Source organism: Mesobacillus sp. MER 48 (genome assembly GCF_023714225.1).
Lineage (GTDB): Bacteria > Bacillota > Bacilli > Bacillales > Cytobacillaceae > Mesobacillus > Mesobacillus oceanisediminis_A.
Map to the genome: position 1 here is coordinate 610435 of NZ_JAMAUR010000003.1, position 22022 is coordinate 632456.

General features: G+C 46.2%; 20 protein-coding genes. 14 read left to right on the forward strand and 6 right to left on the reverse strand.

The annotated features are described in order from the left end of the window. Nucleotides 1–59: 59 nt before the first annotated feature. On the reverse strand, nt 60–1157 hold the full coding sequence (locus M3593_RS14285; protein WP_251542504.1) for a PQQ-dependent sugar dehydrogenase: 1098 nt from the start codon (nt 1155–1157) through the stop codon (nt 60–62). 20 nt (nt 1158–1177) lie between these two features. Continuing rightward, the gene (locus M3593_RS14290; protein WP_251542503.1) at nt 1178–2038 is read right to left on the reverse strand and encodes a Cof-type HAD-IIB family hydrolase; all 861 of its coding nucleotides are present in this window, start codon (nt 2036–2038) and stop codon (nt 1178–1180) included. Between the two features lie 406 nt (nt 2039–2444). Here M3593_RS14290 and M3593_RS14295 point away from each other — a divergent pair, with 406 nt between their 5' ends. The 6 genes from M3593_RS14295 (at nt 2445) to M3593_RS14320 (ending at nt 10309) form a co-directional block, all read left to right on the forward strand. Continuing rightward, nucleotides 2445–3749, forward strand: a complete 1305-nt coding sequence (locus tag M3593_RS14295; RefSeq protein WP_251542501.1) for an ABC transporter substrate-binding protein — start codon at nt 2445–2447, stop codon at nt 3747–3749. 206 nt (nt 3750–3955) lie between these two features. Further along, nucleotides 3956–4816, forward strand: a complete 861-nt coding sequence (locus tag M3593_RS14300; protein ID WP_144479281.1) for a carbohydrate ABC transporter permease — start codon at nt 3956–3958, stop codon at nt 4814–4816. Then, a complete protein-coding gene (locus M3593_RS14305; RefSeq protein WP_144479283.1) occupies nt 4816–5637 on the forward strand; it encodes a carbohydrate ABC transporter permease in 822 nt (273 codons plus the stop codon). Before M3593_RS14300 ends, M3593_RS14305 begins: the two co-directional genes overlap by 1 nt. A 24-nt stretch (nt 5638–5661) precedes the next feature. Continuing rightward, nucleotides 5662–6687, forward strand: coding sequence for a LacI family DNA-binding transcriptional regulator (locus M3593_RS14310; protein WP_144479285.1), 1026 nt, complete (start codon nt 5662–5664; stop codon nt 6685–6687). Nucleotides 6688–6953: 266 nt separating this feature from the next. Then, nucleotides 6954–8612 (forward strand): glycoside hydrolase family 13 protein, encoded by a 1659-nt coding sequence (locus M3593_RS14315; protein WP_251542499.1) that lies wholly within the window; start codon nt 6954–6956, stop codon nt 8610–8612. A gap of 335 nt (nt 8613–8947) precedes the next feature. Then, nucleotides 8948–10309, forward strand: coding sequence for a YjiH family protein (locus tag M3593_RS14320; RefSeq protein WP_251542498.1), 1362 nt, complete (start codon nt 8948–8950; stop codon nt 10307–10309). A 213-nt stretch (nt 10310–10522) separates the two neighbouring features. Here the strand turns inward: M3593_RS14320 and M3593_RS14325 are convergent, their stop codons facing one another. After that, nucleotides 10523–10951 carry a collagen-like protein gene (locus M3593_RS14325; RefSeq protein WP_251542804.1) on the reverse strand — a complete coding sequence of 143 codons (429 nt, stop codon included), beginning with the start codon at nt 10949–10951 and terminating at the stop codon, nt 10523–10525. A gap of 152 nt (nt 10952–11103) precedes the next feature. Continuing rightward, the gene (locus M3593_RS14330) at nt 11104–12201 is read right to left on the reverse strand and encodes a PRK06851 family protein (protein ID WP_251542496.1); all 1098 of its coding nucleotides are present in this window, start codon (nt 12199–12201) and stop codon (nt 11104–11106) included. A 274-nt stretch (nt 12202–12475) separates the two neighbouring features. Between M3593_RS14330 and M3593_RS24270 the strand changes: the two genes are divergently transcribed. The 8 genes from M3593_RS24270 to M3593_RS14370 all read left to right on the forward strand — a co-directional run bounded on the left by M3593_RS24270 (nt 12476) and on the right by M3593_RS14370 (nt 19558). Further along, nucleotides 12476–12922: a cytochrome C gene (locus tag M3593_RS24270; protein ID WP_251542493.1), complete on the forward strand. Its 447-nt coding sequence runs from the start codon at nt 12476–12478 to the stop codon at nt 12920–12922. A 21-nt stretch (nt 12923–12943) separates the two neighbouring features. After that, a complete protein-coding gene (gene nosZ, locus M3593_RS14340; protein ID WP_144479295.1) occupies nt 12944–14818 on the forward strand; it encodes a Sec-dependent nitrous-oxide reductase in 1875 nt (624 codons plus the stop codon). Between the two features lie 322 nt (nt 14819–15140). Then, complete coding sequence (locus M3593_RS14345) at nt 15141–15704, forward strand: hypothetical protein (protein WP_251542492.1); 564 nt, start codon at nt 15141–15143, stop codon at nt 15702–15704. Continuing rightward, nucleotides 15701–17014, forward strand: a complete 1314-nt coding sequence (nosD, locus tag M3593_RS14350) for a nitrous oxide reductase family maturation protein NosD (protein WP_251542490.1) — start codon at nt 15701–15703, stop codon at nt 17012–17014. Before M3593_RS14345 ends, nosD begins: the two co-directional genes overlap by 4 nt. Continuing rightward, complete coding sequence (locus tag M3593_RS14355; protein ID WP_144479301.1) at nt 17011–17808, forward strand: ABC transporter permease subunit; 798 nt, start codon at nt 17011–17013, stop codon at nt 17806–17808. Before nosD ends, M3593_RS14355 begins: the two co-directional genes overlap by 4 nt. After that, nucleotides 17805–18476: an ABC transporter ATP-binding protein gene (locus tag M3593_RS14360; protein WP_144479303.1), complete on the forward strand. Its 672-nt coding sequence runs from the start codon at nt 17805–17807 to the stop codon at nt 18474–18476. The genes M3593_RS14355 and M3593_RS14360 overlap by 4 nt, the downstream gene beginning before the upstream one ends. Beyond that, nucleotides 18473–18835, forward strand: coding sequence for a FixH family protein (locus M3593_RS14365; protein WP_251542489.1), 363 nt, complete (start codon nt 18473–18475; stop codon nt 18833–18835). The genes M3593_RS14360 and M3593_RS14365 overlap by 4 nt, the downstream gene beginning before the upstream one ends. A gap of 6 nt (nt 18836–18841) precedes the next feature. Then, nucleotides 18842–19558 carry a hypothetical protein gene (locus tag M3593_RS14370; RefSeq protein WP_251542488.1) on the forward strand — a complete coding sequence of 239 codons (717 nt, stop codon included), beginning with the start codon at nt 18842–18844 and terminating at the stop codon, nt 19556–19558. Between the two features lie 559 nt (nt 19559–20117). Here M3593_RS14370 and ybaK read toward each other — a convergent pair. Then, on the reverse strand, nt 20118–20606 hold the full coding sequence (ybaK, locus tag M3593_RS14375) for a Cys-tRNA(Pro) deacylase (protein ID WP_251542487.1): 489 nt from the start codon (nt 20604–20606) through the stop codon (nt 20118–20120). A 69-nt stretch (nt 20607–20675) separates the two neighbouring features. After that, complete coding sequence (locus M3593_RS14380; protein ID WP_251542486.1) at nt 20676–22010, reverse strand: UDP-glucose dehydrogenase family protein; 1335 nt, start codon at nt 22008–22010, stop codon at nt 20676–20678. Between the last annotated feature and the right edge of the window lie 12 nt (nt 22011–22022).

The following is a 22022-nucleotide window of genomic DNA, read 5'->3' on the forward strand; positions in this document are numbered from 1 at the left end:
TCTCCTTTCTCCCCAAAAAAGAAAAGAAGCACCGTTTTAAGTGCTTCTTCTGTACAATTTTAACGCAATTCTTCAAGTTTAACGCGATATAGTTTGTCATCGCCCTCACTTGGGGTGCCGCGGCCGTCTGTATTATTGCTGATAAAATACAGATACTCCCCATCCGCCATTACGTCCCTGATCCGGCCGACTCCCGTAATGACCTCTTTCGTCGTTTTTGCAGCTGGATCGAATTCACGGAGTGCATTGCCTCTTAAGGTTGCGACATATAGCTTGCCCTCGTTCGCTGCCATGCCGGATGGTGCCCATGTATTGCTGCCAGACTGAAAAATGGGTGTTTCCATGCCCTGCTTTGTATTATCACCGGTAATTTCCGGCCAGCCGTAGTTTTTTCCTGCTTCAATCCGATTAATTTCATCATGAGCGGAAGGCCCGTGCTCGCTGGCAAACATCGTTCCATCCTCCGACCAGGCGATTCCCTGAGGATTGCGGTGGCCGTAGCTGTATACGTATGAATTTTTGTACGGATTATCTTCGGGAAAAGACCCATCAAGGTTCATCCGCAGAATTTTTCCGCCGAGCGAGGTTAAATCCTGAGCGATTTCCGGGTTTGTTGCAGCGTCCCCTGCTGTGGCATATAATTTTCCGTCCGGACCGATTTTCAGTCTGCCGCCATGATGGAAGCGTCCGCTCGGGATGTTATCGAGCAACAACTTCCCTTCCGTCCATTCATCATTTTTCAAAGTTAGCTCGACAATCCGATTGAACTGGCCGGTGCCATTCTTGTATGTGTAGTAGGCAAATGCCTTCTGCGATTGCTCGAAATCCGGTGCCAGGACAAATCCAAGCAAACCGGCTTCAGCTGCCTGTGATAAGTCCTTTTTCAATGAAACATTTTGTCGTGTCATGTTTTCACCAGATACTTTTACAATCGAGCCAGGACGCTCACTGAGGTAAAAGGTTTCCCCGCTTTTACTGATCGACCACGGCACTTGCAAATTTTCCGCCACAACCTCAAGCCCGCCAATCTGGGCCACCACTTCCTCGTCCGCTTGATTTTCATTCGCTTCTCCGGCAGGCTTTGTTTCTTCGTCACTGCCTGTACATCCTGATAAAACCATCAGCATCATCGGCAGCACATACAAGATTCTTTTCATGACACCAGTCCTTTCTTAAATCAGTCTGCCAACACACTCATAATCGCCTTTCCTACACCGCTCTCTTCATTCGTCAATGTCACTTCGCCGCATATGACTTTGATTTCTTCAGCTGCATTGCCCATTGCGACCGGTTTCCCGACTTTTTCAAGCATCGACACATCATTGAAATTATCTCCGAGGGCCATCGTTTCTTCGAGGCTGATCCCTCTTGATTGAACGAATTTTTCAAGAGCGATGCCTTTTTGGGCGTCAAGGCTTGTGATTTCGATATTCTCCCGTCCGGATGAACTTACTGCTAATCCGGCAATTTCCTTCAAACCAGACCTAGCAGCACCAAGCTTGGCATCATCGAGAGAAAAAGCCAGAAGTTTGTATATTTCGTATTGGTCATCCTCGAATAACTGGTCATATTGATCAATCTTTGTAATCAGTCCTTTATGCATCCTTTCCTCAGCCGCAGCGGCAATCTGCTCGATTGGCACTTCTGGATTGGCTGTTGAAAAAATATCGGCGATGATCGAGACCGCTTTATCTTCGTCTTCCGTGAATGTTCCTTTGTTTGTATACACCTCGAAATAGACACCGTTTTCTACAAGACGCAGTGCAGCCTGACGGGCCTTTGCCTTTTCCAGTGGATTCGAGGCAACAACCTCGCCTGCTTCCGAACGGACCTCTGCACCATTCACACAGATCATCGGCAGCTTAAGTCCTGCTTCCTCCACTACGAATCTTGCCTCCTGGTAAGAGCGCCCGGTCGCGACAACTACCTCGACCCCCTGCTTCTTCGCTTTTAAAATCGCTTCGCGGTTTTCAGGTGTAATCTCCTGGGTTGCCGTCAATAATGTTCCATCCATATCAGTTGCTATGCACTTAATCATGTCTTCACCTTCTGCTATTATTTTTCAGTATTATCATCCATGATAGACCTTCAAACCCACCACAAGCAAATAATACGTGTATATACATCATGCTATGCTTTAATCCCCAGCTATCTAACTTTTTTGCAAACTTAAATTCTCTGAAACTTTCATATTGTCATCGTGAAAATCATATGCTATTATGTAGCCACAAGCTGCAATCGTTTGCATACAAGGGCAGCACTCTTCTACTTTTGCCAAAAAGTCCAATAACGCTAATGTTTGCAGACTTTTTACCCTTTTATGTAAGCGTTTTTAAGGTGTTGTATATTATCAATATCTTCCTAGAATCTATGCAAAATATGCAAACGCTTTCGGAACGCAGGTATTGCACGCAAAAAACAAACTATTTGGGGGTATCTCAGCAATGAAAGCAAAAAAGCTATTTCCAGCAGTTCTTTCTCTTGGGCTTTTAGTTGGCGGCGGACTGGCAGGATGTTCATCAGATGATGACGCGAAAAAATCAGGAGATGGCGGCGGCGACCAGGTTACCGTTGACATTTTCCAATTCAAGGTAGAATTCAAGGATCAGTTCGAAGACCTTGCAAAAGCTTATGAAGATGCACACAAGGACGTAGACATCAACATTACAACTGTTGGCGGCGGCGAAGATTACGGTGCAGCACTTAAATCCAAGTTCGCTTCAGGCAATGAACCTACCATCTACAACGTTGGCGGACCACAGGACGTTGCAGACTGGGAAGATAAGCTGGCAGACCTTTCTGACACAGCTGCTGCAAAGGCTGCTCTAAGCGGAACTCTTGAAGGCGTAACGAAAGATGACAAAGTACTTGGACTTCCATACAACCAGGAAGGCTATGGCTTCATCTATAATAAAAGCATTTTTGAAAAAGCAGGGATCGATCCTAAGAGCATCACAAGCTACAGTGCTCTAGAAGAAGCGGTTAAGACACTTGACAGCAAGAAGAAAGATCTTGGTCTGACATCTGTATTCGCTCTACCTGCAAAAGAAACTTGGGTAACAGGACTTCACCTTTCAAACGTGTTCCTGGCACCTGAATTTGACCAGAACGTAATCAACGCATTCAATGCGAAGGAAGTCACTTTCAAGCATGGCGATGCGTTCAAGAAGATTCTTGACCTGCAAAACAAATATTCTGACCAGCCTACTGTAAGCCTCGACTATGCTAAGCAAGTTGAAGAATTATTCTCTACTGGCAAAGCAGCGATCATTCAGCAAGGTAACTGGGTATCTGGTTCAATCGCTGGAATCGACGAAGAGCTTGCTAACAGCGGCGTAGGAATCCTTCCTATTCCAGTTGAAGGCTACAAAGAAGATTCAATCCCGGTTGGCGTGCCAATGTACTGGGCTGTAAACAGCAACAAGGATGACAAAGAAGTAGCAGCAGCTAAGGAATTCTTAGACTGGCTATATACTTCTGAAGAAGGAAAAACTGCTGTAATCGAAGATTTTAAATTCATACCAGCATATGAAGGATACGACGCTAGCAAGATCTCTGACCCTCTTGCAAAAGAAATCTATGAATACTCTTCAGCTGGCAAGACTTTGGCTTGGACATTCATGGGTTACCCAACTGGCTGGGGACAAGAAAAGCTTGGTGTCAACATCCAGAAGTATGTAAGCGGTGAAATGAGCTGGGATGAACTAGTAAAAGAGTCTTCCAAAGCTTGGGCAGACGCTCGTAAATAATAGCTTTTCATTAGAGAAGGAAACAGAACGGCCGCGGCTGTTTTGTTTCCTATCTTTTTTCTGGGAGGCTATCGCTCCGCCGCTGATTTTTGCGGAATTATGAAAAAGCCCTGCTGCTGGTTTTTTCATAATTCTTCTGCAGCGCTATTGGAGCATCATTTATTTAAATTAGATTATTACACCATTAAGAATAGGAGGATTTACAGATGCGCAACCGGAATCTTTGGTACTGGCTTTTCCTTGCTCCAGCTTTGCTTGCCCTGGCTGTGGTGGTTCTTCTGCCGCTGGCTTACGGCGTTTATTACTCATTTACAGACTGGAATGGGATTAAGACCCCATCTTTTGTAGGTCTAGAACATTATAAAGCACTATTTGCTGAAGAAGAATTCAGGGATGCCCTGTGGTTCACTACAAAATTCACTGTTGTTTCTGTGTTCCTGATCAACTTTTTTGGACTTTCCCTGGCTTTGCTGGTTACACAGAAATTCAGGACAAACAATATCCTGCGAACAATTTTCTTCATGCCGAACCTGATCGGCGGATTGATCCTTGGATTCATCTGGCAGTTCATTTTCACAAAGGTTTTCGCCAGCATTGGTGAATTGATCGGTGTGGAAGGACTCCAGGGCTGGCTGTCGACTGAAACGACCGGCTTCTGGGCAATGGCAATTTTAATGAGCTGGCAAATGGCCGGTTACATCATGGTCATCTATATCTCATTCCTTGAAGGCGTGCCGCAGGAATTGCTTGAGGCAGCTGAAATTGACGGTGCGAACAGCTTCCAGCGCTTTTACCATGTCACGTTCCCGCTGGTCATGCCGGCATTCACGGTCAGCTTGTTCCTGACCCTTTCCAACTCTTTCAAGCTTTATGACCAGAACCTGTCGCTTACTGGCGGAGGTCCTTACAACTCCACCCAGATGGTCGCAATGGAAATTTTCAAGACGGCGTTCGTCGAAAACGCCATGGCTTTCGCACAGGCAAAAGCAGTCATCTTCTTCCTGATCGTCGCGGCCATTTCGTTGACACAGGTGTATATCAATAAGAAACGGGAGGTCGAGATGTAATGAAAAAGAAGAAGCAAAGCCGAATCATTCTTGAAATTCTCGGCATCATTCTTGCGCTGATCTGGCTTTCCCCGTTTTACTTGATGATCGTCAACTCGTTTAAGACGAAACGGGAAATGTTCGAGGACACTTTGAAGCTTCCGGATGTTTTTTCATTCGAAAACTATACAATTGCGTTTGAACGGCTTGATTTTATCAAAACATTTTTCAACTCTGTTCTGATTACTGTGCTAGCAGTTGCGGTGATCATCATTTTCTCCTCGATGGCTGCTTATGCCCTATCAAGACGAGGCGGAAAAACAAGCGGAATCATCTTCATGCTGTTCGTTGCGGCAATGCTGATTCCTTTCCAATCGGTCATGATCCCGCTCGTATCCATTTTCGGAAAGCTCGAAATGCTGAACAGAGCCGGCCTGGTTTTCATGTATCTTGGTTTTGGCGCGAGCCTGTCCATTTTCCTTTATCATGGAACATTGAGCGGGATTTCAAAGTCGCTTGATGAAGCGGCGACAATCGACGGAGCGAACCGGTTCCAGATTTTCTGGTACATCATTTTCCCGATGTTAAAGCCTGTTTCCGTTACTGTGGCAATTTTAAACATCATCTGGATCTGGAACGACTACCTGCTTCCTTCTCTTGTCATCAACCAGCAGGGAATGGAAACAATACCGCTAAAGATGTTCTTCTTCTTTGGGGAATATACAAAGCAATGGCATCTGGCGCTCGCAGGATTGACGATCGCGATCATCCCGGTCATCATCATCTACTTCTTCCTGCAAAAACAAATCATCAAGGGAGTTTCAGAAGGTTCGGTAAAATAATCGATACTATAGGAGAGACGACCAATGGCAGTCACAATCAAAGATGTAGCCAGGGCAGCCGGTGTGTCACCTTCCACCGTTTCCCGGGTAATTGGGGACCATCCTCATATCAATGACGAAACGAAGAAACGTGTGCGAAAGGTGATGGATGAAATGGGGTATCATCCTAATTACCAGGCACGCAGTCTCGTGGGAAAAAGTACAGAAACGATCGGGATCGTCATGCCAAATTCGGCTACCCAGGCATTGCAAAATCCTTTTTTCCCTGAAGTCATCAGGGGAATAAGCATGAAAGCCCATGAACACCAATTTGGGGTATATTTAACAACCGGCATCACCGATGAAGAAATTTATCAGCAGGTCGTTTCGATGGTACAGGGCCGCAGGGTTGACGGTATCATCCTCCTCTACTCGAAGACCGACGACAAGATCATGAAATATCTGCTGAATCAAAAATTCCCTTTTACCGTCATCGGCCGTCCGAGCAAGAATGCCGAGCGGATTACGTATGTCGATAATGATAATATCTATATCACCAGGCAAGTGACAGACTATCTGATCAGCCTTGGCCACAGAAGGATCGCGTTTATCGGGGTCAATACTGAATATGTTTTCACGATTGACCGGCTTGAAGGCTTCAAACAGGCTCTTGAGGAAGCGAACATTCCTTTTGAAAAGGAATATATCATTCATGAACAATGCTTGAAATCCGAGGGGAAAGAAGGCATTCAGTCGTTCCTTTCCTCTCATGAGCCCCCTACTGCCCTGGTAGTAGCGGATGATTTTACAGCAATCGAACTGATGAGTTATTCAGAGGAATTGAATATATTGGTTCCGGATGATATCTCGATTGTCAGCTTCAATGACGTACCGCTGGCAGAGCATATGAAACCGCAGCTGACTTCAGTCAATATCGACATTTTCCAGCTGGGATTCGAAGCGGCCAACTGTTTAATCGAGCTTATCAAGAATCCGGACGCTTTGCCGAAAAGGGTCACAATCCCGGCAAAAATGATTGAGCGAAAATCTTGCAGTGAAATTAATAAGTAAGTTACTGGCAGCGCAAAATGATTAAAATGAAAGGCTGTTTTCGTAAAGATTGTTGTTAAAATCCTAAAGCCGATTTTAACGTGATAATAGCCATTTTGTATGTCGGTACTAAGTTTGCAAGCTCTTTTCTCAGCATAAGCGTTAATTGTGTGAATAATCTTAGGTAATTCAATCCTATTATTTAGGCAATAGCAACAAAGTTTGAGAAAAGAGCCTTATGAAATGACAGGTTACATCAGGATTAAACAATGAAATGAGGGTTCACATTGAAACATACATGGTGGAAAGAGGCTGTTGCCTATCAGGTATATCCAAGGAGCTTCATGGATTCCAACGGTGACGGCATCGGCGATTTGCAAGGAATGATTTCAAAGCTTGATTACTTAAAGGATTTAGGGATCGATGTCATCTGGATTTGCCCGATGTACAAGTCCCCTAATGACGATAACGGTTATGATATCAGCGATTATCAGGATATCATGGATGAGTTCGGAACGATGGAGGACTTTGACCAACTGCTTGCTGAGACGCACAAGCGCGGCATGAAGCTGATCATTGACCTTGTCATCAACCATACGAGCGATGAGCATCAATGGTTTATCGAATCCCGTGAATCCAAGGAAAGCCCTAAGCGCGACTGGTATATCTGGCGCGATGGCAAGGACGGCGCTGAGCCTAACAACTGGGAGAGCATTTTTGGCGGATCTGCCTGGGAGTATGATGAGACGACAGATCAGTACTTCCTGCATATCTTCTCCCGCAAACAGCCGGACCTGAACTGGGAAAACAAAGAGGTCCGCACGGCATTGTACGACATGATCAACTGGTGGCTTGATAAGGGAATTGATGGTTTCCGTGTTGATGCGATCAGCCATATCAAAAAGGAAGAAGGCCTGAAGGATATGCCAAACCCTGAAGGACTGCAGTATGTGTCTTCCTTTGACAAGCATATGAATGTCAATGGAATCCAGACTTTCCTTGAGGAGCTGAAACAGGAGACCTTTTCAAAATACGACATCATGACAGTCGGCGAAGCAAATGGTGTCAGCATCGAGGAAGCGGATCTCTGGGTCGGCGAGGAACAGGGCAAGTTCAATATGGTCTTCCAGTTTGAACACCTTGACCTGTGGGACTCTGAAAAGAAAGCACTGGACCTGGCAAAATTGAAGAATACCTTTACCCGCTGGCAAAAAGGCCTTGAAGGCCACGGCTGGAATGCGTTATTCATCGAAAACCATGATAAGGCGCGAATCGTTTCGACCTGGGGAGATGACAAGGAGTATTGGCGCGAAAGTGCAACAGCCCTTGCGGCAATGTACTTCCTGATGCAGGGTACACCATTCATCTATCAGGGGCAGGAAATTGGCATGACGAATGTCCAGTTCCCTTCAATCGATGATTATGATGATGTTGCCATCAAAAACCTGTACAAAATTCGCCGCGAAAACGGAGTCTCTCATGAAGAAATCATGGACTTCATATGGGCTACCAGCCGTGACAACTCAAGAACACCTATGCAATGGTCGGATGCTGAAAATGCAGGGTTCACAACGGGAAATCCATGGCTAGGCATGAACCCGAATTACACAACCATCAATGTGGATGATCAGCTTAAGGATCCAGACTCCATCCTTCATTTTTACAAAAAAATGATCGAAATGAAGAAGGCGCATGAAGTATTCACGTACGGCAGATACGATTTAGTTCTGGAAGACCATGACCAGATCTATGCCTATACGCGAACATTGGGCGACAAGCAGGCAATTGTGATTTCAAACCTTTCTGGTGAACCGGCAAGCTTTGAATTTGGTGGATTCCCGCTTGAGACAAGCAAGCTTTTGCTCAACAACTATCAAGTGGAAGAGCATGGACATGCGACAGAGTACACATTAAAGCCTTATGAAACAAGGGTTTATATTAAATAATCATAAAGGGAGTGCCTTAATAGAGGCACTCCCTTTGCTTATACCATTAAACATGTTTGATAAGTAACCTCTTCCCCACCCTGTTTTTTGTTCCAAGATTACATTCATTCATTGAAAACAAGGTTTTTAGTCCTATTAGAAATACTGCTTTTATTGATGGATTCCTCTTGTAAATTATGAATTTGACTAAAAAGGTGTCTGTTTACAGTTTAGCTTGCTAGCTTTAGGAGAATATAACACAGGAAGGAATTGGACTGAGAAAAGGGTTGGCAAATCAGGGGCAATGAATTAAAATGTTTTTTGGCTTATAAATATGTATTAAGGGTGAATGAATTTTGGAAAAATCATTGCGTAAAACAAGATCAACAGGGGATTTATTAGCGTTCCTCATCCCCTCTTTAATAGGAATATTCTTTTTCATGATACCAATCTCCTATAAAGGAGAAATTACGATTCCCATCGCGGTATTGTCAGGCTGGGTCCAGGAATTGCTTGGCGGCACACTGCCGGCGATCATGACTGTCATCATTGTATTGACATTAATCGGTACACTTTTAATAAAAACCATCAGGCCGGAAATCCTGAATCGCAATCATTTTCTTAAAGCATTATTCGATGTTCCGGTAATCTGGCTTGTTGCGCGTATCTTAGGCGCCATTTTTGCGATTATGACCTTATTCAAATTAGGTCCAGAAGCCGTTTGGTCGCCGAACACAGGCGGATTGCTGCTCAATGACCTTTTGCCAATCCTGTTCGCTGTCTTCCTGTTTGCGGGCTTGTTCCTTCCATTGCTCCTGAACTTCGGTTTGCTTGAGTTATTTGGAACATTGCTGACAAAAGTGATGCGCCCGATTTTTAAATTGCCTGGCCGCTCTTCGATTGACTGTCTGACATCATGGCTGGGCGATGGTACAATCGGTGTCTTGCTGACAAGCAAGCAGTATGAAGAGGGCTACTATACAAAAAGAGAAGCCGCTGTCATCGGTACGACCTTCTCGGTTGTTTCGATCACTTTCAGCCTGGTTGTCATTTCCCAGGTTGACTTGGCCCACATGTTCGTCCCGTTTTATCTTACGGTGACAGGTGCTGGCGTCGTGGCTGCGATCCTGCTTCCGAGAATCCCGCCTCTTTCAAGGAAGCAGGATACGTATTTCGTGGAGCAGAACAATGACTATTCCGAGGAAAACATCCCGGAAGGCTATACACCATTCACCTGGGGGATGGCCCAGGCTGTCGATAAAGCAGGCAGCAATAAAAGCCTCAAGGATTTCCTCCTTGCCGGTGTCCGCAATATCCTTGATATGTGGATGGGTGTTGCCCCAATCGTCATGGCGCTTGGAACCCTGGCATTGATCGTCGCGGAATACACACCAGTATTCCAATGGCTAGGAATGCCGTTCATTCCGCTGCTTGAACTCATGCAGGTTCCTGAAGCGAAGGCTGCATCCGAAACACTGGTCGTCGGCTTTGCAGACATGTTCCTTCCTTCCGTTATCGGTGCCGATATAGCAAGCCCGATGACAAGGTTCATTGTTGCGGCTGTTTCCGTAACCCAGCTGATCTACATGTCAGAGGTCGGCGGATTATTGCTAGGATCAAAAATCCCCGTTTCTTTCTGGGATCTGTTCATCATCTTCCTGCAGCGTACAATTGTGACACTGCCAATCATCGTACTGGTTGCGCATATGCTGTTTTAAGTAATTTTGGGCAAACAACGATCCATATAGAAGATGTAAAGCTATATAAACCGGATGGCACAGTGCCAGCCGGTTTTTTCATCGTAAAGCAATTCCGCGAAAATCGCACTGAATTCCGCGAAAACAAAACCAAATTCCGCGAACTGGAAAAAACCCGTGATTTTTCCCAGTTAAAAAAGAGAAGCAAAACGCTTCTCTTCTCAATTCCTCTTATTAACACTGGAATGACCGAATTTGTCTCAGGTCTATGCCGAAGTAAACCCATCCGCGGCGGCGGCTCCATCTCCAGCCGGCAACTGAATTGCGGCCCAGGAAGACTGGATAGAACCAGAAGCTTCTGCCATCAATCAGCCAGATGTAAGTGAAACGGAACATGCATCTCCGGATTCCTCCCGGGTCGACCGCAAAGGCAGTCGCCTGTTCTTGCGGTACAAAGGCTGGCGGCGGTGACGATGGCGGGCCTCCTGCCTGGCCTCCGCCTGGGGAACCGCCGGGACCTCCCGGGAATCCTCCTGCACCGCCCGGAAACCCGCCAGGACCTCCTGGGAATCCTCCTGGACTGCCCGGAAACCCACCAGGGCCTCCCGGGAATCCTCCTGGGCTGCCTGGAAATCCTCCAGGAAACCCGCCAACTGTCCTCATATCCACATTCTGGTCGTACTCATTTTCATAGCAATCATAATCATTTTCAAATTGTTGATTAGGTCCGTATGGGTAGAAGTTGTTGTTATCCAAACTCATATCCCCTCTCTTGATGTATTCCATGTAATCTATGCGAATCGCCCAGTTTGGTGCTAGATGGCACCAAGTTTTTCAAATTCTTTTTTGATCTTGCCGGTGAGTTCATCTACCTTTGCAAAGTCCATGGCTTCGATATAGATGGCCTCCAATTGGTCGCGCAGTTCTTTTGCATTTGCCAGTGAGGCGATTGCTTCATTCATTTTATCTTTGTACCTTCCGCCGACATCCTTGATTTCTGCGGCATACCTCTCGTCAGTTCCCGGTGTGATCAGCTCATCGTACATATCGATAATTTCATCGGTTTCTCTTTCAGGAAAATACTCATGTGGTGCGGTACTGTCAAAAATCGCAAAATCAAGCTCGCGGACAATCACCATATCAAGGCTGTGGGGATCAAACCCGCAGTGGTAAACTTCTACATCATATCCTCGAGACTGCGCTTCCGCTGCCAACTTTTTCAGCATCGTCGACTTTCCAGAGCCTGGACGTCCTTTAATGAAGTATCTTTTCCCGACGGTCTCTGTCAGGTTCGGAACAAAATCAACTGCTCCAGCTGGTGTTGCGGCACCGAGAAACCGGTCATACACTCGCCCATTTCCTGTTTCTGACCTGCTGTCGCCAAAGAAGCTCTCGATCAATCTATTTGTCAGGCCATTCGCTTTTTCAAAATCCATATTTTCGATATAGATTTTTTCCCATTCATCATGAATTCTCAGCGCTTCAGCAAAAAGGCTGTATGCTGTGTTGAATGCTCCGCTGATTTTTTCAGTCAGCTCCGTGATTGTCTCCTTATGCTCCTGCAGCTTCCCGGAATTCCATGCTTCCCCAAGATTGATATACTCCTCTACCGCCCCCGGAGCCTTAGGCTCGATGACATGCGGGGCTGTGCCGTCCACAATTCCCGCGTTCAATTCAGGAATCAGTACACCATCAATCGATTTATTATCAGAGGAGCAATGCAGAAATTGAATATCATATCCTTTTTCCTGCCATTCATTACCGATCTTTTTCATGAGAGATGACTTCCCTGTTCCAGGACCGCCCTTTAATATGAACAACCGTGACAAGCCCTGCAAGCTTGAATCATACAAGCTGTAAAAACCGCGGGCAGTGTTGCCTCCGGCGAAAAAGTTGAGGATTCTTCCTGCCATTTAATCGCACTCCCTCCAGCCGTTGACCATAACGGCAAGTTTTTGCTTCCCCATTACTATATGCAGGGCTTAAGCGCTGGGTGAATGCCCAATTGCAAATGTAATTTTGTCTATTTTTAAACTTTATTTCCCGGGCAAGTGATGTTCTTCACATCCCCTCATAGCGCTTTCACAAATCATTCACAATAAACACAAATTTGTGTGCCGTACATCACACTGACGTTTTTTTGAAAAAGTTAGGATGTAATTGTAAATCAATCTAGGGGGGAAGAAAGTGAACAAACCAGTCATTCATTTCATCTTAAGTGCTGTGCTCGGACTCGGTATTGGTTATATAACCTACGACGTCATCCCGCAAGGCAATGGGCAGGAAAAAGAAGTCACGGCTGTCGATCAGTCACCAAAGGCTAAGGAACCCGCCAAGGAAGAAAAGAAGTCAACTGAGACTTCTACAGCTTCTGCTGGTGATGAAAGCATCCTGCAATCAAAAGGCTGCCTTGGCTGCCACTCTGTCGAAGCATTGAACCTTAAAGGCGGAGCAACCGGACCGGACCTGTCCCAGGCATTCAATAATGTCGAAGGAAAGCATGGCAAACCTGTCAATGAATTTTTGAAAGAGCCTACCTCCGCAGTCATGTCAGGCGTCATCGGCGGCAACCCGCTGACAGATGAAGAAATCAATCAAGTCGTAGAAATTTTGAAGGAAGCTTCTGAAAAATAAACCAAAGGTGGTGCAGTGTTAATGAAAAAATGGGTTCCCGCAGCTTCAGGGCTGCTCGCCGGTTTTATGGCGGCAACAGTATTTTTCGCTGATTTTTCACCAGGACCTAAAGGAACGGCAAGCAGTGATAACAACTCAAAGAAGTCAAATGCTGAAAAAGTGTATGTACCGTATGGCGAGCTGGATGAGTATTACATGCTTTCATCAGGAGGACATTCTGGCCAGCTATTTGTATACGGACTGCCTTCCATGAGGAAAATTCGCACCGTGCCTGTATTCTCGCCAGACCCGGCCACAGGTTATGGTTTTGACAAAGACTCGAAAGAAATGCTAGGCAAATATACTTGGGGGGATTTCCACCACCCGGCAATTTCTGAGACAAACGCTGAATATGACGGCAAATTCTTGTTTGCGAATGATGTAGCCAATAACCGGATCGCCGCTGTCGACTTAAGTGTATTCCATACCGCCGATATCATGGAAATGCCGAATATGGGCGGACCGCACGCCGGTACGTTCGTCACCCAGAATACGGAATACATTGTGATGCCTACCCGCTTCTCGGTACCGATTGGAAAAGAATATGCTCCACTTGATGAATTCGAGGAGAAATATAAAGGCGTTGTATCTATGGTCACTTTTGACCAGAAAAAGAAGAACCTTGACCTTGCTTACCAGATCATGCTTCCGCCATGGTCCTATGACCTGTCTGACGCCGGCAAAAAGATGTCTGGCGACTGGATTGTCATGACGACTTACAATACTGAATTCGCGACAACCAATAACGAAATCAACGCATCCCAGAATGACCGTGACTATATTGTTTTATTGAACTGGAAAGAGCTTGAGAAAAAAGTAGCAGCAGGAGAGTTTGAGGAAGTCAACGGCGCGAAGATGATTGACCCGCGCAAGCACAAAGGATCCATTTACGCTGTACCTGTCGCAAAATCACCGCACGGCGTTGACGTCACTCCAGACGGTACACGCTTCATCGCGTCCGGAAAACTGGCTCCTTTAATGACAGTGTTCTCTTTTGAAAAAGCTTTCGAAGCCATCAAGTCTGGCAATTTTGAAACAGAGAAGTTCGGAATTCCTGTCCTGCCATACGACAAGGTAGTTGAACGTGAAGTCGATCCTCCGGGAGCATTGGGGCCGCTTCACACTCAATTTGACGACAGAGGCAATGCATACAATACGATGTTCATTTCATCCGAGATCGTTAAATGGAAAATCGATACCGGTGAAATTTTAGACCGTACACCTGTCCACTATTCACCAGGACACTCAACAGCAACGGAGGGTGACACAGCCTCACCGGATGGCAAATGGATCGTATCCTTGAATAAAATTGCGAAGGACAATTTCCTGTCTGTCGGACCTTCACACCCTGAATCAATGGAATTGATCGATATCTCCGGCGACAAGATGTCACTGACTTATACAGCTCCGGTCGATCCTGAACCGCATTATGCGCAGACGATCCACCGTGACAAGATCAAGACGCTGAAGATTTATGAAAAGGATGTAAACCGCGAAAACTCAGTTTGGAAACAGGAAGATACACGGATCGAACGCAAGGGCAACGAAGTCCATGTTTACGGAATCGCGATGCGTTCCAAGTTCGTCTTCGATGCAAAAGCGAAGCGCCCGGATGAAATCAAGGTCAACCAGGGAGACAAAGTCGTCATCCACCTGACGAACATCGACCTTGACCAGGATATCACCCACGGCTTCGGCATCATGGACCATGACCTGAACTATGAAGTACAGCCAGGCCAGACGAGCACCATCGAATTTACAGCTGACAAAGCCGGTACATTCCCAATTTATTGCACAAACTTCTGTTCAGCGCTTCACCAGGAAATGAGCGGCTACCTGCTTGTTGAACCGAAGTAACAGCTGGAATTGAAGGCGGAAAAGGGTATTGAGTATTCGCCGATACCCTTTCTCCCTTTTTAAAAAGGCTCTTTTCTAAAACTTTGCTGCTATTACTGCAAAATTGCAGTGATGACCTAGGTAACTTCGCTAAATGGACGATTTGGATGAGAAAAGAGCTTTCAAACTAGATACCGACCAGCAATATGCCTGATCATACGTTAAAATCGGCTTTAGGATTTTAACAACAATCATTACGAAAACAGCCTTTAATAAAGATTGTAAATCGAGAAATGACCAGCCTGATCGAGGCAATGCGCATTTCTTTTAGGAGATGATTCAGATGGCAAAGAAAATATCTGCCGGTTCTATGGCTAGTCTTATCGGGGCTGCAGCATTCCTATTTGCCTCTATCAAGTTCCCCTGGTGGGGGATGAAATTTTTCGCACCGCAATATCCTGAAGGTCTTGATATTGTCGTTTATCCAAGCAAGCTTGACGGCGACATCGATATCGTCAACGGCCTGAACCATTATATCGGCATGTCTCCCTTCAGCAATGAAAGCTTTCCTGAGCTTCAATACCTGCCCAGCCTGATCATCGGGATGGCAATTCTTTTCATCATCATTGCTTTAGTCAGAAGGAAAAGCCTGCTTTATTTTCCGATTGGACTGCTGGCTGTTGGTGGTGCTCTTGGCATCTATGACATGCACCGCTGGCTGACGAAATTCGGAACTAAGCTTGATCCGAAAGCACCGATTGAACTTGATCCATTCGTACCGCCGATCATTGGAGAAAACATCCTTGCTAATTTTGTGACCCACAGCTATTTCACAACAGGTTCCTTCCTGCTCGGGGCAGCCTTCATCCTTACACTTCTGCCGTTCTGGCTGGAGCGCCGAAGATGAACAGGCTACTGATCCTTTTTGTTGGGATAGGCGTCTGGATTTTATCCACCCTGCCTGTCTCGGCAGATGCCTCCCTGCAGCAGCTGATTGATGAAACTCCAATTAACGGCGAATTGATTTTAGAGAACAAGCAATACGATGGCAATGTTGAGATTAAGAAACCAATCACAATCATTGGAAAAAAAGGCACGATGATCCGCGGCGACGGGAAAGGAAATGTCGTCCTGATCAAAGCTTCGAATGTTACGTTGAAAAACTTAAAGATTGAACACGGCAGCCTAAACAGGAGCTCCGACGAGGAATATTCGGGGATCCGCACGATGGGAGAGCATAACCAGTTTATTAATCTAGTTATCCACGATGTTTACCATGGACTCTATATTAATAGTTCAAAGTACACTCTCGTCAAAAATATCAAAGTCACTGGCCAGGGAACAGGCAAGCTTGGCAGCCAGGGAAACGGCATCCAGCTTGTACGCACATCCAACAATATTATTGAAGACTCTACGATTTCCAATACACGCGACGGCATTTATGTCGAATACGCCGATAAAAATGAAATCCGCAATAATTTTGTAAGTGAAACAAGGTACGGACTGCACTATATGTACTCTAATGACAATGTTTTTTATAAAAACCGCTTCAATAAGAATACCGGCGGCGCGGCCATCATGCATTCGCAGAACATCTTATTGAAGGAGAACCAGTTTTCTTTCAACCAGGGATCCCGTTCATTCGGGCTCATCATCCAGACGAGCACAAGCAATACCGTCCTGGACAATGAATTTTACCTGAACCAGCGCGGCATTTACCTGGAGCAATCCACGCAGAACAAGATTGAGGGAAACAAGTTTTTCCACAATGACATCGGCGTGGAATTATGGACGACTTCGACATCCCAGGTATTCACGAAAAATCATTTCAAGCAAAATGTCGCCAATGTCCTGACGATTGGCGCGGAATCATATAACCAATGGAATCAAAACGGGGCGGGCAACTACTGGGGCACAGAGCTATCTGTCCTCGACCTGGACCAGAACCAGGTCGGTGACTCCCCTGTTGAATATAAATCATCACTTTACAAACTGGTAGAAGAAAATGAGCTGGCCTACTTGTTTTTAAAAAGTCCGGCAATCACAATCTATGAAAAAATCAATGAAGTTTTAAGCACCCAGAAAGTCATGGTCGTGGATGAATTCCCGCTGATTGAAGTGAAGCAGGAATCTGGACCGTGGGGCCTGCTGGTGATTCCGGCATTCGCTATTTTCGGGTGGATATTTACCAAGAAGAGAAGGAGGCGTTCATCATGAACTACATTTGGAAGGAATGGCTTGAACAGTCACGCGGGAAAGGCCTTTGGCTCGGTCTGGCCATGGTCATGCTCTCTTCCATCTTCCTGTTGATGGAAGCACGCTCCTATCCAGCAGAACTCGGATTTGACGCTTTTCTTCTCTCGCTTTATGACATGAACATATACCTGGTGCCGATTTTCGCGCTGTTCATTTCGTCCTTTTCGATTTTCCAGGAAAAAGAGCTGAAGACATCGATGATCCTGCTGACAAAAAAGGAATCGAACCTGAGCCTGATGCTGAAAAAAAGCATCGCGATCCAGACCGTCGTCGTTGGCGTGTTTGTTGGCTGGTACTTCGTGCTTGCCATCGTGATGAAAATGTTCCTGCAATTTGAGATTTCCAGCTTCCTCTATTTTATCGTGACGGTCGTCGTGTTATTGCTGATTTTCAACCAGCTAGGCCTCTTTTTGGGCAATATCACAAACACGAAGATGCAGCTGATCGGAGCGACGATTTTCACCTGGTTCCTGTTCGTGTTCCTTATTGACCTGGCTTTCATCCAGTATGTCCCGTCCGTTTCCTATGAAAATGTCAAACTGTTCTCGTGGCTCTACTTCCTGGACCCGCTGCACACATTGCGCTTTTACCTAGAAACATCACTCGGCCTGTTCTCGCTGAACAATATGTCACGCCTGATGGAAAAAATGATCTGGATGGCGCCATCGAAGTTTCTGTTGATCGACCTGGCCTTCTGGATGATCGCTTTCTTCGGCCTTGCCATCCTGTTCCGCAGCAAGGGGGAAAAATCATGATTGAAATCAAGAATCTCTCACAATCCTATAAAAATAAACAAGTCTTGAAAGATATCAACCTGACAGTCGAGAAAAATGAATATTGTGCCCTAGTTGGGCGGAACGGTGCCGGGAAATCCACTTTGATCCGATCGATTCTCGGTTTACAGCCGGTAAAAAAAGGCTTGATAACGCTTGGAGGATTTCCAAATTCAAAAGGAGATTGGAAGAAAATCGTTTCCTATCTCCCGGAAAAGTTCCACCTGTATCCTCACCTGACTGGTGAAGAAAATATGAGGTTTTTCGCATCGCTTGGAACCGGTGAGGTCAATGAAAAGAAAATCGAAGAGAAGCTGAAGCTTGTGTCCTTGTGGGAGGACCGCCATAACCAGATAAAGGGCTACTCCAAGGGGATGCTCCAGCGCCTCGGGCTGTGCGTCATGCTCTATTACGATACAGAGGTGCTGATCCTCGATGAACCGACGAGCGGACTCGATCCTCTTGGGCGTGAGGAAATCCTGCAAATTTTGAAATCCTTGTACGGGAAAACAATTTTCATGGCCTCCCACCATATGGATGAAATCAAGCAAATCTGTACACATGTCGCCTTTTTGGAAAATGGCGAAATGACGAAATACACCGTTGATGAATTCCTGAATGAACATTTAAAAGGAGCGGATTCGAAATGAAAAAATTGATCGCAGGCTTCATGCTGTTGATGTTGGTTCTGGCCGGCTGCGGATCAGGGTCGGATTTTGAAGTCAGTTTAAAGCAAGCCCCTAAATATAAAGCTGGTGAAAGTTCTCCTGTCGTGATTGAGATTTTACAGAATGGCGAGCCCGCTTCCGGTCTCGAATTCACTGCCTATCTTGAAATGGCGAAAATGGACCATGGCACACTCGAGCTAAGTTTCGAGGATAAGGGAAATGGGATCTATGAATCCAGCGTCGAACTGCCGATGGCCGGAGAATGGATCGCCAATATCGAAGGCGAAGCCGATGGTTCAGGTTTTGAACATGTGATTACATTCGAAGCGGAAAAGGAATGATCGAAGATGAAACGCATACTTTTTGCTTTGCTCAGCCTGCTCATGATCAGCTTTGGACTCGCCGCCTGCCAGCAGAATGAAAAACAGCCTGCCGCTGAGAGTCGTGCTGGTGCTGAAGGCGAGGCTAGTGCAAGCACTCCCGCAACAAAAGAAGGCTTCACTGCTAAAGACAATGTCGTCACCATCAGCGGCAAAGTCCTTTCCTATGAGGACCTGCAATTCTACCAGCTGATGAACAAGGTCGACATCGAGCTGAACCGCTCTGTTGATGAAAAGAATCTCGAAGGCGAAAACTTAAAGGAAAAACTGGCTTATTGGGATGAGCAGCTTAAGTATCACGATAACTTCAATGTGAATCTATCAAAAATGATCGAACAGCACGCAATGTACCTGCTTGCGAGGGAAAAAGGACTGGATGTTGAAAATGCAGCTGTCGCGAAAACAGTGGAAGAGTTCACTGCCAAAGCCGCGCAAAATAAAGCAGCTTCACAGCTTATCTCTGAATTTCCAACCGACGCATATAAAAACCGACTGAACAACTACTTCACCGAAAAGCTGCTGACACAGCAGATTTTCGACACACTCAAAGCCGATGTGATAAAAGAAAAACCCGAAGCACCAGAAATCGAAATCGCCTATGACACATCAAAAAACTACGAAGAACTCTATCAATCACAAATCGCCAGCCTGGAAATCAAGATCAATGCAGCAGAAAAACAATAAATGAGTAAAATGGGAAACAGCCCCTGCGGACAGAGGCTGTTTCTCATTTTTCATAGGTTTGCGCGGGAGATGTGACTGACTTCGGACAGCTTTTCGGTTTTTTCTCTTAAACCTGTCCGAACTCAGGGCTACTTCGGACAGCTTTTTGGCTTTTTCTCGCAAACCTGTCCGAACTCTGGACTACTTCGGACAGCTTTTCTGGTTTTCCTCTTAAACCTTTCCGAACTCTGGACTACTTCGGACAGCTTTTCTGGTTTTCCTCTTAAACCTGTCCGAACTCTGGACTACTTCGGACAGCTTTTCAGATTTTCCTCGCAAACCTGTCCAAACTCGGGGCTACTTCGGACAGCTTTTCAGATTTTCCTCGCAAACCTGTCCAAACTCGGGGCTACTTCGGACAGCTTTTCAGATTTTCCTCGCAAACCTGTCCGAACTCGAGACTACTTCGGACAGCTTTTCATCTTCTTCCCCCAAACCTGTCCGAACTCCGGCCTGATTCTGACAACTTTTCTGAATTCCCCATGGAACCTGTCCGAACAGTCACATGGTCTGGTCACGATTAGTCTTTTTGGGCCGTTACCAAATTGGCATATTTGCCTTCCGTTGCCTGAATCAGCTGATCCGGTTCCAACTCGATCTGGAATCCTATTTTCCCGGCACTGACGATGATGGTTTCAATTTGCTTCGCGCTCTCATTTAAAAACGTTGGATAGTTCTTTTTCATGCCAATCGGTGAGCAGCCGCCGCGGATATAACCGGTGAATTTCTGGATGTCCTTGACCGGAAGCATTTCCACTTTCTTCTCGCCAGCTTCCTTTGCCGCCTTTTTTAAGTCCAGCTCGGCTTCAACCGGAATGACAAAGACGTATAAATTCTTACTTGCCCCTACAGCCACAAGCGTCTTGTAGACCTGTGCTGCATCGCGGCCGATTTTGCCAGCAACAGTCACACCGTCAATTTTCCCATCATTTGCGTCATAAGAAAGAATCTCATACGGCACTTTCTGCGTATCGAGAATCCGCATCGCATTCGTTTTAACCTTAGCCATCCTGGTCCCTCCCAAACTGAGGTATTTAGGTTCATTTTACCTTATACTGCCAGTCGGGCACAATGAGCTTTAACGCTTGAGACTCTTTAGGCTGTCGTGAACATTCACGGCCTTCCTGCCGATAGAAAAATACGTCAGTCCAGCTGCTTCTGCCTGGTCGAGGCCATAGCAATTCCGGCCGTCAAAAATGATTGGCTGCCGCATCAATAATGGAAACCGCGTTAATTCATACTCCGTAATTTGCGGCCATTCGGTCATGATGAAAACCGCATCCGCTCCTTTGATGGCAGTGTCAGCATTTTCAGCATAATAAACCCCGCTGCCAAATAGGTGGGCGGCATTGCTCAATGCAGCCGGGTCATAGACAGAGATATCTGCCTGTTCGCCCAGCAGCCTGGCAATCAGCTCAATGGCAGGCGCCTCGCGGATGTCATCGGTATGCGGCTTGAACGCTAGGCCCAGCACGGCTACCCTTTTTCCCTCAAGGGTCCCAAACAGCTCCTTCGCTTTATGAAAAAGCTGCTGTTTCTGCCTGCTGTTCACCTCGATGACGGACCGCAGGATTTTAAAGTCATAATCATAGTACTCCGTCAGTTTTTCCAGCGCCTTCGTATCCTTCGGGAAACAGGATCCGCCATAGCCAATCCCCGCGTTTAAAAAATGGCTGCCGATCCTGTGGTCCATGCCCATGCCCTTTGCCACATCCTCAATATTGGCACCCGTATGTTCACATAAATTCGCGATTTCATTGATAAAACTGATTTTCGTCGCCAGGAAAGCATTGGATGCATACTTGATGAGCTCCGCACTGCGGACATCTGTGTGTATAACCGGCCTGGCAAATGGTTCATACAGCTTTGCCACCGCGCGGCCGGCCTCATGATCATCTGCTCCGATGACAATACGGTCCGCGTGGAAGGTATCAAGGATACCCGAGCCCTCGCGGAGGAACTCAGGATTTGAAACGACGGACACCCGCAATTCACTTGGTATGATTGCCTTCAACTTTTGCCTGACCCATTCATTGGTCCCAACAGGCACCGTACTTTTAATGACAATGACCCCATCCCTGTCCAAGCTTTTGCCAATCGCAGCGATCGCGGCATCCAGATATTCCAGGTTCGCCGACCCGTCTTCATTTTCAGGCGTTCCGACAGCGATGAAAATATAATCAGCCTTCCTGCAGGCGGTTCTTGAATCATTTGTAAAATAAAGCCTTCTCTCCGCAAGATTCCTTCTCAGCATCTCCTCAAGACCGGGCTCATAAATCGGGCACTTCCCTTCAGAAAGGGCAGTGATTTTACGTTCATCTATATCAAAACAGGTGACATTGTAGCCCATTTCGGCAAAACAAACACCGGTGACAAGGCCAACATAGCCTGTCCCAAAAACTGCGATTTCCATATTGGCCTCCGT